Below are 19,254 nucleotides of genomic sequence, written 5' to 3' on the forward strand. Positions count from 1 at the left end.
AGGACAGGCGGCCCGGACCCGGGCCGCCCGGGCTCCGCGGCGGTCCGCGCCGGTGTCCGGCGAGTGTGACGCGCCGTCGAACAGTCGATGTCGGCTGCGCGGCGTCCGTCGCGGATCCCGGACCCGTCGTGGTTGCGTAGCATCTCCGGGGGTCGGCGGGCGACGCCGGGCCACGAACGGCAGGGGCGCGGCGCCATGGACGGACCGGCGGGGGAGCCGAAGGCACCCACGGGCCTGCGCGAGCGCAAGAAGGCCCGCACCCGGCAGGCGATCTCCACGGTCGCGTTCGACCTGTTCGAGGAACAGGGCTTCGAACAGACCACCGTCGACATGATCTGCCGCCGCCACGCGATGACGGTCAGCCACGGCAACCTCGAAGACCACGCCGAACAAACCGCCCGCCGACACGCGCTGCGCCGCCGCTTCCTGGGCGTGCGCTCGGTCCACGACCACGGCGTGGCCCTGATCGACACGGTCGCCCACCGCATCGTCACCACCACCGCCGCCCGCCTCGGGGTCGACCCGGCCGTGGACCTGCGCCCCCACGCCCTCGGCGCCCTGGTCGCGGCGATGACCCGCCGCGTGGTGATCGACGACATCGCCCCGGGCCCGATCAACGAGTGGGCGGAGGCCTTCCGCACCCTGCTCCCGACGCCGGCCGCACACACCACCGACTGACACACCGCCCGGGCGCCGACCCGGAAACCGCCGGGTTCCTTCGCACCGCAGGGTGATCACCGGTCTTCGTCCGTGCGGACACATCTTCGGCCCGCCGCTCGTGTACGGATCCGAGGCTCCCGGCCCGGCCGCGGGCGATACTCGGGAAACGTCGGGGCCCGGGGAGGCGGCGGGTTCCCATACCCGAGAGGTTCCACATGCAGCCCGACCCGCGGTTCGACCCGCAACCCGACACGGCCGTCGAAACACCCGTGGACGAGCACGCCGCCGGCGCGCCCGCCGATCGGCTCGTCGACCTCGTCGTCCGGGCCGGTTCCCTCGTCGACGGCAGCGGATCCCCCGCGTACGACGGCGACCTCGCGATCGACGGCGGGCGGATCGTCGCGCTCGGCGACATCGGCGCCATCACGGGGCGTGACGAGATCGACGCACAGGGCTGCGTGGTGTGTCCGGGCTTCGTCAACGTGCTGAGCCACGCCTACTTCACCCTCCAGCAGGACCCCCGTGGCCTGTCCGACCTGTACCAGGGCGTGACCACCCAGATCTTCGGCGAGGGCGTCTCGCTCGGCCCGGTGACCGGGGCGATGACCGAGTCCATGATCGAACTCATCGGCGCGCTCCCCGAGGGCGCCCGCGCCGCCTGGCCGCGCCTGCGCGACTTCCTGGCCCACCTCGAATCCACCGGCGTCGGCCAGAACGTCGCCAGTTTCGTCGGCGCCGACAACCTGCGGATGTCCGTCGCCGGCATCGAGGGCCGCCCGCTCGACGACGACGAACTCGCCCGCGCGTGCGCCCTGCTCGACGAGGAGTTGGCGGACGGCGCGCTCGGCGTCGGCTCGGCCCTGATCTACCCACCGGGCACCTACGCCGACACCCGCGAACTCACCGCCTACGCCAAGGTGTTGGCCCGGCACGACGCGCTGTACATCTCGCACCTGCGCAACGAGGGCGACCGCCTCCTGGAGGCCGTCGACGAACTCCTCGCCATCGCCCGGGACTCCGGCGCGCGCGCCGAGATCTACCACCTCAAGACCGCCGGCCGGGACAACCGACCCAAGATGCGCCCGGTCCTGGAGCGGATCGAGTCCGCCCGGGCGGCCGGCATCGAGGTCACCGCCGACATCTACCCCTACGCCGCCGGCAGCACCCTGCTGGCCTCCGCCATCCCCCCGCCCTTCCACCTCGGCGGCGCCGACCGGCTACACGAGCGCCTGGGCAACCCCGCCGACCGCGCGACCATCACCGCCGCCATCCGCGACGGCGGCGACTGGGAAAGCCTGTGGCGGATGAGCGGCGGCGCCCCCGGCGTCGTGGTCCTGTCCCACCACCCGGAGATCGACGTCCCCGCCGGCTCCACCATCGCCGACATCGCCGAGGCCCGAGGCGACGCCGACCCGATCACCACCCTCCTCGACATCGTCCTGGCCGCTCCGCACGCCGACGCCGCCTACTTCATCGGCGACGAGGACAACACCCGCCTGGCGTTCGCCCACGACTGGGTCTCGGTCGGCTCGGACTCCGACGCCCCCGCCGCCGACGAACGTTTCGCCGACCACCCGGTCCACCCCCGAGCCTTCGGCACCTTCGCCCGCGTGCTCGGCCGCTACGCCCGCGACGAGGCGATCGTCACCCCGGAGGAGGCCATCCGCCGGATGACCTCCCTGCCCGCCACGAACCTGCGCCTGCGCGACCGCGGCCTCCTCACCCCCGGCGCGTACGCCGACGTCGCGGTCTTCCGACTCGCCGACGTCACCGACACCGCCACCTACGCCAACCCCAAGAGCTACGCCCGAGGCATGCGCCACGTCCTGATCAACGGCATCCCGACACTTCGCGACGGCACCCCCACCGGCGCCCTCCCCGGCCGGGCCCTGCGCCGCGACACCCCCTGACCCGAGCACCCTCGCCGTCGACGACAGCGCCACCGCCTCACCTCCGCACGCGCCGAAACCGCCCTGCGGAGACTTCCGGGGCCCGCAGGGCGGTGGCGCGGCGTCGGTCAGCCGGGGAAGACCGGCAGCAGCGGGGGATCGACGTCGATCGGCGTGTGGGGCACGACGATGGGGCCGGTGGGCGGGAGCACGTTCGGATGCACCGAGTTCAGACAGAGCTTCAGCTGGGTGAGGGCGAAGGGAACGCCACCCACGGTGGCGTTGACGTTGTACCACCAGAGGCACGTGCTCGTGGTCTGCGCCTGGTCCGGCTCGTTGCCGGCGGCGGCGTTCGCCGGCGTTCCGGTGGCGACCAGCAGGAGCGGTACGGTTGCCGCGACGGCTGCCGCGGACATGGCCAATCGGCGTATTCCCATGCGGAGTCGATCCTTGTCGGTAGTCGGATCAGTGCCACTTCGACGGCGCGCCGAGTTCGTCGGCACGCCCACCGGCATCCTCCCGGCAACCATCGGCGCGGCGGAATCCCATCTTCCTGGGAGACCCGAAGGCATGCACCGTGCCGTGCCGGCGGCGACGGCCGTGGTCCGCTCGTCCCGAGAGTGCGCGGATTGTCAAACGGGGATAGTCCCCGTATCGTGAACTCGCCCGCCCCCGAAGTGGTCTGCCCTCCGCGCATGTTCGGGCCGTCGAGGGATCCACCGGCACGCGGATCGACGTGCCCGGGGGCGGGTCCGAGAGCACGATCGCCGGGCCTGCCGAAGGGAACCAACGATGAGCGACGTACCGGATGTTCGTCTGTCCGTGCTGGACATCTCACCGGTGTTCGAGGGTTCGACCGCCACCGACGCGCTGCGCGAGACCATCGAACTGGCGCGCCGGGTCGAGGAGATGGACTACTACCGGTTCTGGGTGGCCGAACACCACGCGATGCGCAACATCGCCAGTTGTTCGCCGCCGGTGTTGATCGGCCGGATCGCCGACGCCACCACCCGGATGCGGGTGGGCGCGGGCGGGGTGATGCTCGCCAACCACGCGCCGCTGGTGGTGGCCGAGCAGTTCGGCACCCTGGAGGCGCTGCACCCGGGGCGGATCGATCTGGGCGTCGGCCGGGCGCCGGGCACCGATCCCGGCACGGCGCGCGCGCTGCGGCGGGTGGTCGCGCCGGGGGAGCAGGACGATTTCCCGCAGCGGCTGGTCGAGTTGATGAGCTACTTCGAGCCGGCCGCCTCGCCGGACTCCGCCGCCGTGCTCGCGGTGCCCGCGCAGGGTGCGCGGATGCCCACCTGGCTGCTGGGCACCAGCGGCTACAGCGCGCGGATGGCCGGCATGCTGGGCCTGCCGTTCGCGTTCGCGCACCATCTCGCCCCGGCCGGCGCGGCGGCGGCGCTGGATGTGTACCGGACCACCTTCCACCCCTCGCCGGAGCTGGAGCGGCCGTACGCGATCCTCGCGGCGATGGTGATCGCGGCGGACAGCGACGAGCGGGCGCGCTGGCTGGCCGGGCCGATGGCGCTGACCTCCCTGCTGCACCGGACCACGGGCATGCCGGGCCTGCATCCCACACCGGAACAGGCGGCGCGGCGCTCGTACACCGCCCAGGAGCGACGGTTCATCGAGGAGCGGCTGGACAATCACCTCGTCGGCGGCCCGGACACCATCCGTCGTCGGGTCGGCGAACTGGTCCGGGAGACCGGCGCGGACGAGTTGATGGCGCTCGGCCTGGTCCACGGTCTGCCCGAACGGGTGCACTCCTTCCGTCTGTTGGCAGATGCGGTCCGGGTCGGCGCACCCGCCGTGGAGCGCACCGCCCGCTGAGCGAGCGACGTGGGTGTCCGCGCGAGCCGCCGCCGAGGCCCCGCACGCGCGCCGCACCCGTCGCCTGCGCGCCCGCCGCCGACGCACCCGTCGCCCGCGCGAGCCCGCTCAGCGTGTGCGCAGCCCGTCGAAGAGCAGCGAGATGAGCTGGTCCGTCGGGTCGGTGCCGGTCGTGCTCATCTCGGCGGTCAGCGAGATCGCGTTGGCGAACCGCAGCAGCACCAACTCGTCGATGTCGCCGCGGATGGCCCCCTCCCGCTGTGCCCTGGCGAGCAGATGGGCCGCCGCCGACCGGATGGTGGCCCGACACCACGACGCCAACTCGGCGCTCTCGTCGCGCAGGGCGATCTCCAGCAGCCCCTTCAGGCCCTCGTAGACCCGCAGTCGGGACACCGCCAGGCGCAACCAGTCGGCCAGCGCCTCGACCGGGTCGCCGGACGGTGACGCCGCCCACGCGTGGTCGCCCAACTGTTGGATCTCGTCCCGGTAGACCGTTTCGAGGAGCACCTCGCGGGTGGGGAAGTGGCGGTAGAGGGTCGCGTTGCCGACTCCGGCGCGCTTGGCGATGTCGTCGAGCGAGGTGCCCGCGCCGTTCTCGGCGAACGCCTCGCCGGCCGCGACGAGCAGCCGCTCGTAGTTGCGGCGGGCGTCGGCTCGCGTCGGCGGTTGTCGCGGACCGGTGGGTCCTGCGGGGTCTCCGGAGGTGACCGTCATGTGAACGTCCCTACTGCGTGACATCAGGGCGTCGCGTCGGCGCGCCCTGGGCCGCCGAGCAGGTGCCCATGATAGTCCCCGCCCTGCTCAGAGCCCTGATGCGGACGGCTCTTGAGAAAACGGGGACTATCCCTGTATTGTCGGAACGGCTAATCGGGGACAGTCCCTGGATAATCCGTCGTGACGCCGTCCGCGTGCGAGTGTGAAGTTCCCACGACCATCGGGACCCAGGCGTCGAGAGTCCGCGTAGGAGAGAAATGCCCGAGGACCACACCGACACCGTCGCCGACAGCCGTGCGCTGTCCGGTGAGACCGAACGTGCGGCGGCGGCGCCCGCGGCGCCGCACTCCGGAATCATCCTGGCGATCATCGCGGTGTGTTATCTGATGATCAGCGTCGATGCCACGGTGGTGAACATCGCACTGCCGAAGATCCAACAGGACCTCGGCTTCTCGCGCACCGGCCTGGCCTGGGTGATCAACGCCTACACCCTGGCGTTCGGCGGCCTGCTGCTGTTCGGCGGCCGGATCGGCGACATCCTGGGCAAGCGCCGCATGCTCGTCCTGGGCACGGTGGTCTTCACCGTCGCATCCCTGGTCGGCGGCCTGGCCCAGAACCCGGAGCTGCTGATCGCCGCCCGGGCCGTTCAGGGTGTGGGCGCCGCGCTGGCCGCGCCCAGCACCATGTCCCTGATCGTCACCAACTTCGCCGAGGGCGCCCCTCGGCACAAGGCGCTCAGCGTCTACTCGGCCACCGCCGGCGCCGGCGGATCGATCGGACTGATCCTCGGCGGCGTGCTCACCGACTGGGCCTCGTGGCGCTGGGTGTTGTTCATCAACGTGCCGATCGGGCTGGCCGTCGCGCTGCTCGCCCCCCGATACATTCGTGAACCGGAGCACCGCAAGAGCAGGATCGACTACCTCGGCACGGTCACCTCGACCGTCGGCATGGTCGCCTTGGTGTACGCCTTCATCCGCGTCCCCGACGACGGCTGGGGCGACGCGACGACCATCGCGTCCTTCGTGCTGGCCGGGGTGTTGCTGGCCGCGTTCGTGGTGATCGAGACGAAGATCGACCCGCCGATCCTGCCGCTGCGGCTGTTCGCGCACCGCAACCGCTCCAGTGCCTATCTCAACGTGCTGCTGCTCACCGCGAGCATGCTCGGCATGTTCTTCTTCCTGAGCCAGTACATCCAGGACGTGCTGGGCTTCAGCCCCGCCGAATCCGGCTGCGCCTTCCTGCCCATGACGCTCGGGATGTTCGCGACCGTGACCCAGGTGCCCAAGCTGCTCAAGCGGTTCGGCGCCAAGCTCTTGATGATCGTCGGCGCGGCGCTGATGACCGGCGCCTTCTTCTGGTTCACGCGGCTCACCGAGGACAGTTCCTTCTGGACCGGTGTGTTCGGACCGCTGCTGCTGTTCGGCATCGGGATGGGGCTGAGCTTCATGCCGATGAACGTCACGGTGATGGCCGGGGTCGAGCCCAGGGACGCGGGCGCCGCCTCCGGCGTGCTCCAGACCATGATGCAACTCGGCGGCGCGCTCGGACTCGGCATCCTGGTCACGGTGTTCGGCACGGCGAGCAAGAACGCCGCGGACGGCGACCGGCACGGCGCCTCCCCCTCCGAGTGGACGCAGCACGTCTTCAGCGAGGGCATGCAAAGCGCGTTCCTGGCCGGTACCGCCTTCGTGGGCGCCGCCCTGCTGATCGCGATCTTCGTGATCAAGGGCCCGCCCAAGCCCAAGCCGTCGAGCTGATCGAGTCCCGGACGGGCCCTGCCCGGGGGCCCGTCCGGGCGGGATGTCCGGCGTCGTTTCAGAGCGGTTTCAGAGCGGTTTCAGCGGCGCCCGATACACCCGTCACACCGGTCACACCGATACGACGAAGGAGTCCGGATGCGTTCCAAGATCGCACGAACGTCGATAGAGGCCACATACGTGCGTGCGGAGGAGAGTCGGCGCCCCGACCGCCTCTTCGACGACCCCTTCGCGCCGCTGTTCATCGCGGCGTCCGAGCAACACGAGAGCGACCCGGCCGAGGTCGAGGCCCGAGCCACCTGGAAGCAGATCCTCAGCTTCAACGTCATCGTGCGCACACGCTTCTTCGACGAATACCTGCTCGCGGCCACCGAGGCCGGGTGTCGGCAGGTCGTTCTGGTCGGCGCGGGTCTGGACGCCCGCGCCTACCGCCTGGACTGGCCGGCCGGCGTCCACCTGTACGAGATCGACCTCGGCGACCTGCTCGACTTCAAGAACGAGGTGTTGGACGCCGCCGACGCCCGACCGCGTTGCGCCCGCGACGTGTTGATGACGGACCTGCGCGACGACGACTGGCCCGCCCGACTGGTCGCGGGCGGGTTCGACCCCACCGTGCCGACGGCCTGGCTGGTCGAGGGCGTACTCGGCTATCTCACCGCGGACGAGGCGGCCCGACTGCTCGGCATGATCGGCGACCTGTCCGCGTCCGGCAGCCGGATGTCGTTCGAGCACGCCAACCTGGACAAGTCCGCGTTCCTCGCCGAGGCCAAGGCGGTGCCCGGACTGGCCGAGATCGCGGCCATGGCCAAGGGCGGTCTCGGTGAGGGCACGATGCCCTGGCTGGGCGAGAACGGCTGGGACGCCCGACTGCTGGACCGGGCCGACGTGGCCGCCTCCTACGGCCGCCAGGCGCAGGGGCGCTCCAATGGCGGCCTCCTGACCGCCGTGCGCCGGTAACTCACACCTACCCGCACGGCTCTCCCGAGTGTCCGGCCCCTACGGTTCCCCGTGCCGTGGGGCCGGACACTCGTCGTTCGTCCGACTCCCGCCGCGGACACGGCGGCCAAACGGCCGCCGCGGTGAAGCTTCCGCGACGGCCGTCGACGGGCGCGGGTCACGCGCCCCGGTTTCACGTGGCGGAGTCCGCCAACGGCTCGGCCCGGGCGAACGCGTCGCCGACCCTGGGCAGCGCGGCGAGCAGCGATCGGGTGTACTCGTGCGTCGGCCGGTCGAAGACCTCTCGCGCGGTACCGGTCTCGACCACCTTCCCGTCGTGCATCACCAGCACCCGGTCGCTGAGATGGCGGATCACCCCCAGATCGTGCGAGATGAACAGCAGGGCCACCCCCAACTCCTGCCGGAGATCGCCCAGCAGGTCCAGAATCTGGGCCTGGACCGATACGTCCAGGGCCGAGACCGGTTCGTCGCACACGATCACGTCCGGCTCCGAGGCCAACGCCCGTGCGATGGCGACCCGTTGGCGCTGCCCGCCGGACAGTCGTCGGGGTCGGGCGTCGGCGAGCGCCGGGTCCAGGCCGACCAGGGTGAGCAGTTCGGCGATTCGGGCGCGGTGCCGGCGCACCTCCCGGCGTGCGGTGCCGCCCAGGCCCTCGGCGATCAGTCGCGCGACGGAGTACCGGGGGTCGAAGGAGGCGAGCGGCTCCTGTGGGACGAACTGGATCCGCCGGCGCAGCGGACGGCGATCGCGCTCGCGCCGATGCGACCACGGACTTCCGTGCAGGGTGACCTGCCCCTCGTCCGGTTCGAGCAGGCCCAGTACCAGTTGTGCGGTGGTGCTCTTGCCGGAGCCCGACTCGCCGACGATGCCGAGCGTCTCGCCCGCGCCCAGGGTGAACGAGACGTCGTCCACCGCGAGCCGTCGACTGCGGTCGGGGCCCGGGAAGGACTTCGACAGATGCGCGGCGGCCAGGACCGTCTCCCCGGCCTGCCGCCCCTCGGCCCGCGAGACCCGGTCGGCCGGTGTCCAGGGCGCGTCCAGGAGGCGGCAGCGCGCGGTGTGCGTATCGCCGATCGCCACCGGGACCGGCTCCTCGACCCGGCACGCGTCCTCTGCCAGGGGGCAGCGCGGCGCGTAGTGGCATCCCCGGGCGACCGGAGCGGCGACGTCGGCGCGGTGCTGCCCGGCGGACAACCGGATGTCCCGGTCCTGCCCGGCCGGGATCGCGGCGAGCAGGTGCCGCGTGTACGGGTGGCGCGGGTCGGTGAGCAGTTCGCGCGTGGGGCCCTCCTCGACGAACACCCCGTCGTACATCACCGCGACCCGGTCGGCGAGTCGGGCCACCACGGCCAGGTCGTGGCTGATCAGCAGGATGCCGGTGCCGGCGTCGCGCTTGGCGGCGAGCAGGTCGAGGATCCGCGCCTGCACGCCCACGTCCAGGGCCGTGGTCGGCTCGTCGGCGATCAGGATCGGCGGATCGGCGGCCATCGCGGCGGCGATCAGGGCACGTTGGCGCAGGCCGCCGGAGAGCTGGTGCGGATACTGCCGGGCCCGCAGCGCCGGTTCCGGGACGCGGGCGCGCTCCAGCAGCTCCACCACGCGCGGTACCGCCTCGGCCCGGCGGACCAGGTTGTGCACCCGCAGGGTTTCGCCGACCTCGGCGCCGACGGTACGCACCGGGTCCAGCGCGGACAGCGCGTCCTGCAGCACCAGGCCCACGCGCAGGCCGCGGATCCGGCGCAACCGCTGTGCCGAGGCGGTGCGCAGGTCCTCACCGTCCACGCGCAGCCGGTCGGCGCGCACCTGCGCGCCGGGACCGGCGAGTCCGACCAGGGAGCGTGCGGTCACGCTCTTGCCCGAGCCGGACTCCCCGACGATCGCCAGCACTTCGCCGGCCCGCAGGTCGAAGTCGACACCGCGGACCGCGTCGACCCGACCGCGTCGGCCGTTCGGAAAGAACACGCGCAGGTCGCGCACACTGAGCAAGGGCTCACCACGATCAGTCGCCATCGGTGGACCTCCCGTCGAATCGTTGCCGCAGGCCGCGTCCCACCACGTTGATCGCGACGACGGTCACGCTGATCGCCAGCCCGGGAAAGACCGCCGTGGCCCAGGCCGAGCCGAGATAGTCGCGTCCCTCGGAGAGCATCGATCCCCATTCCGAGGACGAGTCCTTCGGTCCCAGGCCCAGGAAGCTGAGCGCGGAGCCCGCGAGGATCGCGGTGCCGATGTTGACGGTCGCCAGGACCAGCAGCGGCGGCATCGTGTTCGGGAGCAGGTGGGTGCGATAGGCACTCCAACGGCTGCGGCCGAAAACGATCGCCATGCGTACGTAGTCGGCCTCGCGCACCACCAGTGCCTGACCCCGGGCCAGCCGCACGAAGCCCGGCGTGAGCGAACAACTGATCGCCAACATCGCGTTGCCGGTGCCCGGGCCCAGCACGGCCACCAGGACCATGGCCAGGATCAGGCCGGGAAAGGCCAGGAAGACATCGGTGATCCGCATGATCAGCTCGTCGGCCACCCGGCCCGCGGTCGCCGCCACGACCCCCAGGATCGAGCCGGCCGCGACCGCGATGACGGTGGCCCCGACGCCGATCTCCAGGGACGGTCGGGCGCCGTCGACGATGCGGCTGTAGATGTCGCGGCCCAGTTGGTCGGTGCCGAACCAGTGCTCGGCGCTGGGGCCCGACAGCGCCTGTACCGGCTCGATGGCGTCCGGCGCCCGCGTGGTCAACAGGTCCGGCCACAGCGCCGCGAGGGCGACGAAGGCCAGGACCACACCGGCCACGACGAGGCCGGGTCCGGGGCCGGCCGCGGTGCGCCGCCGGGCGGACGGCGGGACCGGAGCGGCTTCGATCGCCGCGATGCCTGCGCCGCTCATCGGCGGTCCATCCCTTCGAGTCCCACGGTGGATCCGGGCTTGCCGCAAAGGTGCCGGGCGCGCGCGAGGCGGGCCCGGGTGGGCGCGCTCACGCGGCTTCCGCCGAGGCACGCGGCGCGGGTACGTGCGGCCGGCCCCGGCGCAGGACCAACCGGGGGTCGGCGAGCGTGCCGAAGCCCTTGCGCGGATCGTCGTCGACCACGACCGCGTCCGCGTCCAGGCCGATCGCGATCCGGCCGATCCGCTCGGCCAGGCCGAGCGCTTCCGCCGCGTTCGTGGTGGCCATCTCCAGCACCGCCCCCGGCGGCAGTCCGGCCCGTACGTACCACTCCAGACCCTGCGCGTACCCCTCGAACGGAGCCTGGGCGATGCCCGCGTCGGTGCCCGCGATCAGCCGTACGCCCGCCTCGTACTGGCGGTGTACCAGATCCAGCCACGGGCGCAGGACGTCCGGGCCGAGCCGGCGCTCGACGTCGGTGAGCGTGGCACTGAACGTCGGACACACCGCCACACCGCGCTCGGCGATCTCCCGGATCAGCCGATCTTGGCGTTCGTGATCCTCGCCCAGGGCCGGTTCCGTGACGAACGAGCAGTGTTCGAGGGTGTGTACCCCCGCGGCCAGCGCCACCTCGATACCCGCGGTGCCGTGCGCGTGCGCGGCCACCCGGCGGCCGAAGCGGGCCGCCTCGGTGACGACCAGTGTCACCTCCTCGACCGAGAACTGCGCCTGCCAGGCGGGCGGTCCGCCCGCCGTCATGCTGCCGCCCGTGCTCATCACCTTGATCACGTCGGCGCCGTCGGCCACGTTGCGCCGCACCCGCTCGCGGATGCGGTCCGCGCCGTCGGCCGCGCCGCCCAGGAACCAGCAGTGTCCGCCGGTCACGGTGATCGGCGGCCCCGCGGTCAGCAGGCGCGGACCCGGCAGCGTGCCCGCCTCGATCGCGTCCCGCAGCCGCGCCGCCAGCCCGCCGCGATCACCCAGATCGCGCGCCGTGGTCACCCCCGCGTCGAGCAACCGCCGGGCCCGGCCCGCCATGTCCAGCAGCAGGTCGCGGTCGTCGGCCGCGCGCAACGCGGCGACGGGATCCTCGCTCGCGTCGAAGGCGAGGTGGACATGGCAGTCGATCAGACCGGGCAGCAGCGTCGCGCCGCCCAGGTCGAGTACGGGAGTGTCGGGCGCGGCCCGCTCCACGACCTCACGACGCGGGCCCACATCGGCGAAGACGCCGTCGCGCACGCGTACCGCGCCGTCCTCGATCACCTCGTCCGCCGGCCCGGTCAACACCAGCGCGGCGGTCAGGATCCGCTCGTCACTCACGTCCGTACCTCCCGTACCCGCGCGTCCACGATCGTGTACAGCCAGTCGGTGCCGATGCTGATCACCGCGAAGACCGCGGCCGAGAGCACCACCACGCCGCTGATCACCGGGAAGTCCCGGCTGTCGACGGCGGTCACCAGGAGTCGGCCCACCCCGGGGCGGTTGAAGACCGTCTCGATGGTCACCGCACCGGTGAGCAGCGTGCCCACGGTCCAGCCGGAGAGGGTGAGCAGCGGGATGAGCGCGTGCCGCAGGGCATGGCGCAACCGCACCGTGGTCTCGCCCGCGCCCCGGGCGCGCGAACTCAGCACGAACGGCTCGCGCAGGGCGCGTTCCATCTCCTCCCGCAACACCTGGGTGAACACGCCGACCAGGGTCAGCGCCAGGGTCAGCGCCGGGAGCACGAGTCCGCGCGCCCCGGTGCCGCCGACCGCCGGGAAGAGTTGCCAGTGGAAGGAGAAGACGGTCAGCAACAACACCCCGATCCAAAAACCGGGCACCGACGCCAGTACCAGTTCCACCGTCGAGGTCAGCCGGCGCAGCGCCGGCCGGCGGGCGGCGGTGGCCACCGCCACCGGTACCGCGATCACGATCGCCAGGAGGAAGCCCGCGAGCGACAGGGCCACCGTGGACCAGACCTGCGAGCGGATCAACTCCGTCACCGTTTCCTGGAGTTGGTACGACGTACCCAGGTCGCCGCGGGCCAATCGGCCCAGGAACAGCCCGTACTGCTCGTACAGCGGCCGGTCCAGGCCGGTGTCGTGGCGTACCCGCGCGACCAGTTCGGGGGTGCGCCCGCTCTGGCCGAGCATCGCCTGCACCGGGTCGCCGGGCATCAGGTGCATCGCGGCGAACGCCGCCGTGGCCGCGCCCAGGACCACCATCACGCCGAGCACGATCCGGCGTACCAACCAGGCCAGTCGAGCGCTCATCGTCCCGCCCCCAGCCACGCGTCGTAGAACAGCGGGTAGGCGTCCGGCGCGAAACCCACGTCGTGCAGCTTTTTCGAGGTGCCGATCATCGCCTTCGGCACGTAGACCGGTATCGCCAGCGCGTGCGTGCGGATGTATTGCTGGGCCTGTTCGAAGGACTGCCTGCGGGCGGCCGTGTCGTTGTCGGTGGTCGCGTCCCGGAACCACCGGTCCAGCTGTGGATCGGCGACCCGGAACAGGTTGCCGCCACCCTTGTTCACGGTCTGGTCCGAGGCGAAGAAGTACCGCAGGATGTCCGGTTCGGATCGCACGAAGCTCATCGCGAACATGTCCAGTCCCTTGCCGGACGCCAGTTGGGTGTTCAGCGCGCCCGGCTCCTCCCGCTCGAAGCGCACGTCGAAGCCGACCCTGCGGGCGTCCGCCGCGATGCCCTGGCCGATGAACTCGCGCCCGTCGCGCGAGAGTTGCTTGGCATATGGCCACACGAGGGTGAGCCGTCGGCCGTCCTTGGTGCGGTAGCCCGCCGCGTCCCGGCCGGTCCACCCGGCCTCGTCGAGCAACCGGTTCGCCAGCTTGGGGTCGTACTTCCACGAGCCCTCGACCGTACGGTCGTAGGCCACGGTGGTCGGGCCGAGCACGCTCCAGGCCCGGTCGTACTGCCCGAAATGCAAGGCCTTGATCAACTGGTCCAGATTCAGGGAGCGTTGCAGCGCGATCCGCACCCGCTCGTCGACCAGCGGTCCGCTGCCGCTGTTCAGGAAGATGGTGTACACCGCGCCCGGTGCCGGATGACGCAGCAGCCGCAGCGCCTTGGCCACGGTGGTCGCGTTCACCGTGGGCACCTCGCCGATCGCGTCCACCTGACCGCTCATCAGCGAACCCAGCCGCACCGAGTTCTCCGGCACGAACGAGAAGGTGATGCCCTTCAGTTTCGCCATGCCGGTGTGCTTGGCATCGGGTGGGCCCCAGTTGTAGTCCGGGTTCCGCTTCAGCACGACACTGGTGTTCTTGCGCCACTCGACGAAGCCGAACGGACCGGAGCCCACCGGCTTCTGGCACAACCTGCCCGCGTTCTCGCGCATCGACTTCGGCGACTGGATACCGAGGTAGGGGGTGCTCAGCGCCTGGAGGAACGGACTGCTGGGGTGGGACAGACGCACCTCGATCACCAGCGGATCCACGATCGTGGCACCGGCGTAGGCGCCGACCAGACTGGCCGCGTAGAAGGACTTGGCCTTCGGATCCACCGCGTGGTCGAGAGTGGCCTTGACGGCCGCCGCGTCCAGCGGCGTGCCGTCCTGGAATCGCACGCCCGGGCGCAGTCGGAAGGTGTACGTGGTCCGGTCCTCGGAGATCGTCCAACTCTCGGCCAGCCAGGGACGGAAGGTGCCGTCCTCGGTCGCGCTGACGAGGGAGTCGAAGATGTTGCGATCGATGAGGGCGTCCACGTCGCGCCCGCCGACCTGCGGATCCAGGCATTCGGGTTCGGTCGCGGTCGCGTAGCGCAGCGTCTTGTCGGCACCCGCGACCGCGCCGCTCTCCTCCCGCGTGCCGGCGCAGGAGGAGAGGGCAAGACACAGACACGTCAGCGCGCAGATCATCCGCAACGTGCCGGTCAATCCAGGTGATCGCATCCGTGAGTCGATGGTCGTGCCTCCTCGCCAGGGGGCCCGCCGGACTCTGGTGGGGGCGGGCGAGGACGACTCTCACGGGGTGCGCTTAAAGGATCCTTAACGCCGGGTTTACCGGGTTCAGGCGGCCGTACGGCCGGCGAGTTCGGCCCGCAGATAACGTCCGAACGCGGCCGGGGAAGGGTGGTCGTAGGGCGCGGTCGCGGGCAGGTCCAGGCCGGTGGCGGCGCTGAGTTGGTTGCGCAGTTGCAGCGCGGTGAACGAGGACATGCCCAGATCGAGCAGGCTTGCCGTCGGGTCCACCGCCGCGGGCGAGTCGTGGCCCAGGATGGCGGCCGCATGCTCGGTGATCAGATCCGTCAGCACCTTCTCCTCCTCGTCCGCGGACAGCGCCGCCAACCGCTCGCGCAGCCGCTCGGCGGCATCCGGATCCACCACCGAGGCGAGCGCGGGCGCGGGGCCCGCGTGGGAGCGGGCGACCTCCGGCAGATCGCGCACCAGCGCACCGGGCGAGGCGAGCGCCGACCACGGCACGTCGGCGATCACCAACGACACGTCGCCGTCCGTCGAGGCCGCGGCGCCGAACAGGGCCGGAAAGACCAGATCCGCCACGACCGCGTGGTTCGCGTCGCCCGCCCCGAACTCGTGCGTGCTCTCCGTCCACGGCCCCCAGCACGCCGCGACCGCGGGCAGACCGGCGGCCCGCCGCTGCCGGGCCAGGGAGTCGAACAGGGCGGGAACGGCCGTGTCGGCCGCCGGAGCCGGGGCCGGCAGCGCCGCAGCGCCGGGCGAGATCAGTACGAAGGCGGCGGGCCCGCCATCGCGCGTCAAGGCGTCGAGCACCACGGCCGGAGCCGCCTCGCGTACGTTCGCGGCCACGCAGACGAGCAGCGTGAGCGGACGGTCGGCCGACCCGGCGGCCACCAACGCGGCGAGCGCGTCCGCGTCGTCGAGGTCGCAGTCCACGACCGTGACCCCGTCCGGCAGGTCCCGGACCACGGCCCGGGCGCCGGGACCGGCCAACACCACCCGCTCGCGGCCGTCGCGCACGAGCCGACGCGCCGCGGCCAGGGCCAGCGGATCGGTACCGACGACCAGCGCCGCCCCCTCGCCCGACGCCTCGCCCGCCTCGACCGCCGTGTGCCACCAGCGACGCACGAAGACCCCGTCGGCGCGCACCGCGACCTCGTTCTCCGCACCGGGTTCGGCCAGCAGCGCCGCGAGCCGCCCGGCGGCCCGCTCGTCCACCACCTCGCCCAGGTCCACCAGACCCCCGCCGCGCAGCCGATCCCGCAGCCCCCACAACGCCGCGTCGGCCGGCCGCCGCGGCGGATCGGCCGGGCCGACCGACACCGCGCCCCGCGTCGCCACCCACACCGGCGCCCCGACCCCCACCGCGGGCAACGCCGCCAACAGCGCGAGGGTGCGCTCCGCGGCGGCGCCGAACTCGGCCGACCCGGCCGCGAACCACAACACCCCGTCGATGCCCGCCGGGTCCGGCACCGCCCGCGCCACCGCGTCCGCGACATCGCCGCCGGGCCCGAGCAGCACCCGCGACACCCGGCGCAGCCCGGCCGACGACAGCGCCGCGATGTCGGCGACCGCGCCCGCGTCACCCTCCTCGGCCACCGCCAACCAACTCCCCGACGACGGTGATTCGCCGCTCTCCTCGCTCTCGCCCGGCAACGGCTTCCACCCCGAGCGATACCACCACCGCCGGCTGCGGCGCAGCGTCGACAACGCCGGCAACAACTCGCGCAACGCCCGCTCCTGCGCGCCGCGCAGGCCCAGCTCGGCCGCGGACACGGCGACGTCCCCCTCCTCGACCGCCGCCCAGAACCGGGCCTCGGCACCACCGGTGCGCTGTTCGGGCGCGGCCTGCTCGGCCGTCTGCTCCAGCCAGTAGCGGCTGCGCTGGAACGCGTAGGTGGGCAGCGAAACCTCGCGCCCGCCCCCCGCCGGCGCGACGTCGGCGAACCACCGTCGCCAGTCCACCGCGACACCTCGGATGTGCGCCTGCGCCAGCGCCCCCGCCACCGTCGTCGGTTCCGGCCGGTCCCGGCGCAACAACGGGGCGACCACCGCCGCGTCGCGCTCCGCGGCCAAGGACTCCTGAGCCATCGGGGTGAGCGTCGCGTCGGGCCCCAACTCCAGATAGGTACCGACGCCCTGCCCACTCAACCAGCGCACCCCCTCGTGGAAGCGCACCGTGCCGCGCACATGGCGGACCCAGTACTCCGGCGAGGCCAACTCCCGTGCCGTGGCCGGCACTCCCGTCTCGTTCGAGACGATCGGCAACCTCGGCGCGGCGAAGCGGAGCCCGCGGGCCACCTCGCGGAAGTCGGCCAGCATGGCGTCCATGTGCGGCGAGTGGAAGGCGTGGCTGACCCGCAATGTGCGCGCCTTGTGCCCGAGATGACGCCAGCGCGCGGCCACCGCCGCGACCGCGTCCGCGTCCCCGGAGATCACCGTCGACGTCGGCCCGTTCACCGCCGCGATCGCCACCCGCTCCTCGTAGCCCGCCAGCAGCGGCGACACATCACGCTCGCCCGCCCGCAACGAGGCCATCGCCCCATCACCGGGCAGCGCCTGCATCAACCGACCGCGCGCGGCGACGAGCGCGCACGCGTCGGGCAGCGTCAGCACCCCCGCGGCGTGTGCGGCGGCCAACTCGCCGATGGAGTGACCGATCAGGTAGTCGGGCTCGACCCCGTAGTGCTCCAGAAGCCGGAACAGCGCGATCTCCACCGCGAACAAAGCCGCCTGGGTGTACCCGGTGCGATCCAACAGCGCCGCGTCGGCCGACCCGGCCTCGGCCGCCAACAGACCCGCCAACGGCCGGTCCAGGTGCCGGTCCAACTCCGCGCACACCTCGTCCAGCGCCGTGCGAAAGGCCGGGAACACCGAGCCCAGTTCGGCGCCCATCCCGGCCCGCTGGCTGCCCTGGCCGGTGAACATGAACGCGGTGGACCCGCGCGCCGCCCGACCCACGAGCAGCCCGGGCGCCACGCCGCCGTCCGCCAGCACGGCCAACGCCCGCAGCCGGCCCGCCGCGTCCGGCGCGACCACCGCCGCACGATGCTCGAAGGCGGTCCGGGTGGTGGCCAGCGCCCTGCCCACGTCCACGGCCCCCGGCTCCGGCGCGGTCGAGACCGCCGCGTGCAGCCGGCGCGCCTGGTCCCGCAACGCCTGCGCGCTCCGGGCCGACAACAGCCACGGCGCCGGCCCCTCCGGGGCGTGTGCACGCGGCCCGTCCCCGCCCGACGGCGTGGCCGGGGTGTCCGGCGGGGCCTGTTCGAGCACCAGGTGCGCGTTCGTCCCGCTGATCCCGAACGAGGACACCGCCGCCCGGCGCGGCCGCTCCAGGGCCGGCCACGGCACCTCCCGTGCCAACAGCGACACGGCCCCCGCGTCCCAGTCGATGTGCGGCGAGGGCTCGTCCACGTGCAACGTGCGCGGCAGCACACCGTGCCGCAGCGCCTGCACCATCTTGATCACGCCCGCCACCCCGGCCGCCGCCTGGGTGTGTCCGATGTTCGACTTGATCGAGCCCAGCCACACCGGCCGCCCCTCGGGGCGATCCCGACCGTAGGTGGCGATGATCGCCTGCGCCTCCACCGGGTCGCCCAACGACGTCCCGGTGCCGTGCGCCTCCACCACGTCCACCTCGGCCGGCGACAACCGCGCATTGGCCAACGCCTGCCGGATCAGCCGCTCCTGCGCCGGACCGTTGGGCGCGGACAGGCCGTTGCTCGCCCCGTCCTGATTGACCGCCGAGCCGCGCAGCAGTGCCAGTACCGGATGGCCGTTGCGCCGCGCGTCACCGAGGCGCTCCAACAACACGAGCCCGACGCCCTCGGCGAATCCGGTGCCGTCCGCCGCCCCGAACGACTTGCACCGGCCGTCCGCCGACAACCCTCGCTGCCGGCTGAACTCCACGAACAGCGCGGGCGTGGCCATCAGGGTCACCCCGCCGGCCAGTGCCAGCGAGCAATCGCCGTGCCGCAGTGCCTGCGCCGCGACGTGCAGACTCACCAGCGACGACGAGCAGGCGGTGTCCACGGTCACCGCCGGCCCCTGGAGCCCGAGGGAGTAGGCCACGCGCCCGGACGCGACGCTGCCGGCGCTGCCATTGCCCACCAGCCCCTCGAACTCCGCCGGCATCCGGTGCAGCCGCGAGGCGTAGTCGTCGTACATCACCCCGACGAACACCCCGGTCGGGGTTTCCCGCAACGTCGTCGGGTCGATCCCCGCGCGCTCGAACGTCTCCCACGCCACCTCCAACAACTGCCGCTGCTGCGGGTCGGTGGCCAGTGCCTCGCGCGGGCTGATCCCGAAGAACCCCGCGTCGAAGCGGTCGGCGTCGTACAGGAACCCGCCCTGCCGGGTGTACGCGGTACCGGGATGGTCCGGGTCCGGGTGATAGAGCGCATCCAGGTCCCAGCCCCGGTTGTCGGGGAACCACCCGATCGCGTCCCGCCCGTCGGCGACCAGTCGCCACAGGTCCTCCGGATCGCGCACGCCTCCCGGGTAGCGGCAGCCCATCGCCACGATCGCGATCGGCTCCTCGGCCCGGGCCTCCAGATCGCGCAGCCGCTGCTGCGCGCGACTCAACTTGGCGGTCACCCGCTTGAGATACTCGACGAGCCTGGCCTCGTCCGGCGTGTTCGCCACC

13 protein-coding genes are annotated in these 19,254 nt (G+C 72.5%); 5 read left to right on the plus strand and 8 right to left on the minus strand.

From position 1 onward, the window contains the following. The first annotated feature begins 195 nt into the window (after positions 1-195). Both ACWGR4_RS07900 and ACWGR4_RS07905 read left to right on the plus strand, forming a co-directional pair. Positions 196-678 (plus strand): hypothetical protein, encoded by a 483-nt coding sequence (locus ACWGR4_RS07900; protein ID WP_452128482.1) that lies wholly within the window; start codon positions 196-198, stop codon positions 676-678. A 197-nt stretch (positions 679-875) separates the two neighbouring features. Then, positions 876-2,570, plus strand: a complete 1,695-nt coding sequence (locus tag ACWGR4_RS07905) for an N-acyl-D-amino-acid deacylase family protein (protein WP_452128481.1) — start codon at positions 876-878, stop codon at positions 2,568-2,570. 107 nt (positions 2,571-2,677) lie between these two features. On the opposite strand, the gene ACWGR4_RS07910 is transcribed toward ACWGR4_RS07905, so the two are convergent. Then, a complete protein-coding gene (locus ACWGR4_RS07910; protein ID WP_380001843.1) occupies positions 2,678-2,986 on the minus strand; it encodes a hypothetical protein in 309 nt (102 codons plus the stop codon). Positions 2,987-3,341: 355 nt separating this feature from the next. Here ACWGR4_RS07910 and ACWGR4_RS07915 point away from each other — a divergent pair, with 355 nt between their 5' ends. Continuing rightward, the gene (locus tag ACWGR4_RS07915) at positions 3,342-4,385 is read left to right on the plus strand and encodes an LLM class flavin-dependent oxidoreductase (RefSeq protein WP_452128480.1); all 1,044 of its coding nucleotides are present in this window, start codon (positions 3,342-3,344) and stop codon (positions 4,383-4,385) included. Positions 4,386-4,493: 108 nt separating this feature from the next. On the opposite strand, the gene ACWGR4_RS07920 is transcribed toward ACWGR4_RS07915, so the two are convergent. Then, positions 4,494-5,099, minus strand: coding sequence for an SbtR family transcriptional regulator (locus ACWGR4_RS07920; protein ID WP_395798691.1), 606 nt, complete (start codon positions 5,097-5,099; stop codon positions 4,494-4,496). Positions 5,100-5,356: 257 nt separating this feature from the next. Between ACWGR4_RS07920 and ACWGR4_RS07925 the strand changes: the two genes are divergently transcribed. Beyond that, positions 5,357-6,856: an MFS transporter gene (locus ACWGR4_RS07925; RefSeq protein WP_380001849.1), complete on the plus strand. Its 1,500-nt coding sequence runs from the start codon at positions 5,357-5,359 to the stop codon at positions 6,854-6,856. A 138-nt stretch (positions 6,857-6,994) separates the two neighbouring features. Then, the gene (locus ACWGR4_RS07930) at positions 6,995-7,813 is read left to right on the plus strand and encodes an SAM-dependent methyltransferase (RefSeq protein ID WP_380001851.1); all 819 of its coding nucleotides are present in this window, start codon (positions 6,995-6,997) and stop codon (positions 7,811-7,813) included. A 172-nt stretch (positions 7,814-7,985) separates the two neighbouring features. Here the strand turns inward: ACWGR4_RS07930 and ACWGR4_RS07935 are convergent, their stop codons facing one another. From ACWGR4_RS07935 to ACWGR4_RS07960, 6 genes are all read right to left on the minus strand, one after another. Continuing rightward, on the minus strand, positions 7,986-9,824 hold the full coding sequence (locus ACWGR4_RS07935; RefSeq protein ID WP_452128479.1) for a dipeptide ABC transporter ATP-binding protein: 1,839 nt from the start codon (positions 9,822-9,824) through the stop codon (positions 7,986-7,988). Next, positions 9,814-10,698: an ABC transporter permease subunit gene (locus tag ACWGR4_RS07940; protein WP_439677881.1), complete on the minus strand. Its 885-nt coding sequence runs from the start codon at positions 10,696-10,698 to the stop codon at positions 9,814-9,816. The genes ACWGR4_RS07935 and ACWGR4_RS07940 overlap by 11 nt, the downstream gene beginning before the upstream one ends. Positions 10,699-10,786: 88 nt before the next feature. Beyond that, on the minus strand, positions 10,787-12,016 hold the full coding sequence (locus tag ACWGR4_RS07945; protein WP_452128478.1) for an amidohydrolase family protein: 1,230 nt from the start codon (positions 12,014-12,016) through the stop codon (positions 10,787-10,789). Beyond that, the gene (locus tag ACWGR4_RS07950) at positions 12,013-12,948 is read right to left on the minus strand and encodes an ABC transporter permease (protein WP_452128477.1); all 936 of its coding nucleotides are present in this window, start codon (positions 12,946-12,948) and stop codon (positions 12,013-12,015) included. Before ACWGR4_RS07950 ends, ACWGR4_RS07945 begins: the two co-directional genes overlap by 4 nt. Next, complete coding sequence (locus tag ACWGR4_RS07955; RefSeq protein ID WP_452128476.1) at positions 12,945-14,582, minus strand: ABC transporter substrate-binding protein; 1,638 nt, start codon at positions 14,580-14,582, stop codon at positions 12,945-12,947. Before ACWGR4_RS07955 ends, ACWGR4_RS07950 begins: the two co-directional genes overlap by 4 nt. 117 nt (positions 14,583-14,699) lie before the next feature. After that, complete coding sequence (locus ACWGR4_RS07960) at positions 14,700-19,253, minus strand: type I polyketide synthase (protein WP_452128505.1); 4,554 nt, start codon at positions 19,251-19,253, stop codon at positions 14,700-14,702. Between the last annotated feature and the right edge of the window lies 1 nt (position 19,254).

The organism is Embleya sp. NPDC055664, from assembly GCF_053618075.1.